Source organism: Cereibacter changlensis JA139 (assembly GCF_003034985.1).
Lineage (GTDB): Bacteria > Pseudomonadota > Alphaproteobacteria > Rhodobacterales > Rhodobacteraceae > Cereibacter > Cereibacter changlensis.
In genome coordinates this window covers 1-3,036 of sequence record NZ_PZKG01000251.1, presented here as the reverse complement: position 1 = coordinate 3,036, position 3,036 = coordinate 1, and the positions used below count along the sequence as shown (strand labels likewise).

At 59.0% G+C, this 3,036-nt stretch carries 4 protein-coding genes; 2 read left to right on the top strand and 2 right to left on the bottom strand.

Annotation, left to right across the window (positions count from 1 at the left end):
• Positions 1-67: 67 nt before the first annotated feature.
• Together C5F48_RS22765 and C5F48_RS22760 are read right to left on the bottom strand one after the other, a co-directional pair.
• Complete coding sequence (locus tag C5F48_RS22765) at positions 68-418, bottom strand: hypothetical protein (protein ID WP_111467621.1); 351 nt, start codon at positions 416-418, stop codon at positions 68-70.
• Between the two features lie 359 nt (positions 419-777).
• Positions 778-1,434, bottom strand: a complete 657-nt coding sequence (locus C5F48_RS22760; protein ID WP_170139771.1) for a helix-turn-helix transcriptional regulator — start codon at positions 1,432-1,434, stop codon at positions 778-780.
• 119 nt (positions 1,435-1,553) lie between these two features.
• Between C5F48_RS22760 and C5F48_RS22755 the strand changes: the two genes are divergently transcribed.
• Both C5F48_RS22755 and C5F48_RS24945 read left to right on the top strand, forming a co-directional pair.
• Positions 1,554-2,189, top strand: coding sequence for an acyl-homoserine-lactone synthase (locus tag C5F48_RS22755; protein ID WP_170139772.1), 636 nt, complete (start codon positions 1,554-1,556; stop codon positions 2,187-2,189).
• 396 nt (positions 2,190-2,585) lie between these two features.
• On the top strand, positions 2,586-2,909 hold the full coding sequence (locus tag C5F48_RS24945) for a hypothetical protein (protein WP_146170723.1): 324 nt from the start codon (positions 2,586-2,588) through the stop codon (positions 2,907-2,909).
• Positions 2,910-3,036: the final 127 nt, after the last annotated feature.

Genomic DNA, 3,036 nt, shown 5'->3' with positions numbered 1-3,036 from the left:
CAACCATCATAGCAACGCTACAGATGGCAACAAGCTACAAATTGTCTAGTTCGGCCCGTATCAAGACTCAGTCTTGGGGTGTAGAGCTGTCCATCTTGTCCAGGATCTTCCAGATGTCGTTGGGCGCGCGGACCTGCGGCACAAGTGGTAGGGTTACGGATGTCCATGTGGGCACATGGTCGCGGAGAAGCGAGCGAAGGCCGTTGAAGGTCTTCAGAAGGCGGGGCTCATAGTTGAACGTCTTCATCAGGATCTTGGCTTCGCCATCCGGGCGCGACAGCAGAACGTACCACCCCACCACCGTGTCATCGCTCTTGTCCGGATTTCCCAAGGCGACGAACCGCAGCGTGGCGCCGTCGACCGACATCTCTTTCCCGAGGCTGGCTTCCCACATGAGCTTTGGCGGGGCTACGGACATCTATGAACCTTCCTTTTCTTGTGGGCTTGGCCCAAAACTGAGTTTGCGTCGCGCACCCTGCTATCAGATGCGCCAGAGGAGTGCAGTGCTTTTGACGCAGAAACCCTGTAACCAGATTCTGACCGCGTTTCGGAAGACAGTCGAGTCGATGCCTCAGCGGGACGCGTAAGCACCAAGAAGCAGGGAGGAATGCACGTCGGCAGGTCGATTTTGCAGACCGTAAGGTTCTCTTCCGCCTCAACCCTTCACAGCCGCCCAGTCCTGAACGACTCGTTTTAATATCTTAACACAGTATCTCTGCAGTACCGCGTTCTGTTGTGAGCGCAGTTGTGGCCGCCCCAGTTCTGCTATCGGTCAAGTCAGAGCATGGCAGGTGCATCAAGCAGACCCAGCCGTGCAGCGATGCCGACGGCCTGCATTGCGTTCCGCGCGCCGAGCACCACCTTGGCGCGATCGATCCTCTTGCGCACCGTTTGAGCCGAGATCTCCCGGATCGCCGCGATCTGCTGATGGGAGAGGCCCGCCGCCAGATCCCGAAGCGTCTCCAACTCAACCGCCGATAGACCCGAGTTGAATCCGATGCCGGTCATCGCCTGATCCAGAACGTCCACCAAGTAGTCAATCTCGAGGTCGGTCAACTCACGGTCCGGGCGCGCCGCAAAGAGGACGCAACGCAGCGTCGGGCAGGTGTCGTTCCTGCGCGCCACCGATGCGCCGTAGGCAAGGCCGTATTCACGGCCTTCCGTTATCACAAGCTCGCTCAGCCCTGTGTGCGCCCAGAGCGGCAGATCGCTCCAGCGCGTAGAACCCGAGTTTACGGTTGACCAGATCGCGACCGGATCATGCGACACGAAGTGCATCTCGCGGTACCGTTTCACCCATGCTTCGGGGTAAGTCGTGACCTGCACCTGCGGCGTTAGGTAGCAGACATTCAAGGCCATCGTATAGCCTGACGGCGCGATATCCGAGAGCTTGGCGGCGACCTCCTTGTGATGCGGGACTATATTTTTCAGCACCTTATGCGGCCTCATAGGTAGGGGATGATCTCCAAATTACGGAAAACCGTAACGCCAACGGTCCGATATTGTAAAAGATGATGCGTCGATGCAATAAGGACCGCAAAGGTTGTGGAGCCATGCAAGTAGAAGTCGTCGAGTTTGGCCGCGTCGCGGCGCGTTGGGACCTGGTTGAAGCCTTCCTCAGCCACAGACGAGAGGTGTTCGTGGACCGCCTCGGCTGGGATCTGACGCTCAGCGAGGGATATGAGTATGACCAGTACGACGTCGTATCGGTGGCCATATACGTCATTGCGCATGACGGCGGGAGGATTTTAGGGGGCGCTCGTCTATTGCGGTGCAATAGCAGTATTGGCAATGGTCGGACGGTATATAGCTATATGATTCGTGATGCATGGCGTGGAGTAATTGGCATTCCTAAAACTGTCTGTTGGGAACCGCCGACGACCTCTCCTAATTCTTGGGAATTGACCCGGCTTTTGACGCTTGATCCATCCCCGCGAATTGTCCGGGGCATCCTCCACGCGGTGAACGATTTCCTCCGGTCGCGCCATGCGAAGGAGTGCCTGTTCCTTGGTCCCCCATCTTTCATGCGGATGGCGAGGATGTTCGGCTACGCGCCGTCCGCGATGGGCGACCTGGTGGAGAACAAGGATGGGCGGTTTATCGCGTTCAGCTGCCCGGTGATCGACCGTCGTCCTCACGGCGCGCCTCAGACTGGACACACGCACCGCGAGTGCTTGGCGATTGTATGACGCCGGCGCCCCGACCCGATCGCCGACCCCTTTGGGCTGCACTGCTGACCGCGGTCCTTGCGGGACAGCCGCGAGGCGCTGACGTTTACCGTTCACCCGGCTGGCCCCCCACCGCCCCTCGTGAGCGTGCGGCGCGGAACGGTGCTTCGCCTCCGGTCGGGGACTTCCGCATGTTTTGGGTGCAGGCTGCGGGACGTCCGCAAATAGCTTCGCGGCAGTTTAGGAAATTGTCTTGCTGCGGTAAGGGGCAAAAAAGAGATATGAAGCAGAAAATAGCGCCGCGCCGTTATATGAAGAACGAAGTTCCCGGACGATCCATGGTGGCTATCTGCTCTGACCATGACGTTCACGACGGGAACCCCGAGAACGGCAAGCTGAAGAAGAAGGAGTGCGACCGTGGCGTCGATCCCCGCAACGATGAAGAAGTTCAGAAAGTATGTCGAAGAGGCAGGTTTCCTCGACATATCGGTAACCTATGCGGATGGTGATCGGCGTCGCGACGTGGTGTTCACCCTGACCACACGCGATCCCGACGACAACAAGATCTTCCTCTATTCCACAGCGCGCCCCGAACCTCGCCGGTTTACGGATGTGGCGCGGCTGACTTCCACATTGAGTGAATGGGGTTTGCAGCCTTTGGAAGTGCCGGTGACGTCGGGCACGCATCGGTGTCACCTGGCGGGCGCCTGCGCTGCCCCTCGGTTGGCAGTGGTCCGATGAGAGCCCTGCCGCGCCCGTTGTGTTCACACAGTGAGCGGCGACTTACACGTAGCTCCAGGCCAGAGTTCGAAACGTTCCCGACTGCCAGCGCAGCCGGCGACCTATCTCAAGCTGACCAGCGTCCAAT

What these genes read in the sequence shown, in the direction of transcription:
- C5F48_RS22765 (WP_111467621.1), bottom strand. Translation starts at nt 418, where the DNA reads ATGTCCGTAGCCCCGCCAAAGCTCATGTGGGAAGCCAGCCTCGGGAAA.
- C5F48_RS22755 (WP_170139772.1), top strand. Translation starts at nt 1,554, where the DNA reads ATGCAAGTAGAAGTCGTCGAGTTTGGCCGCGTCGCGGCGCGTTGGGAC.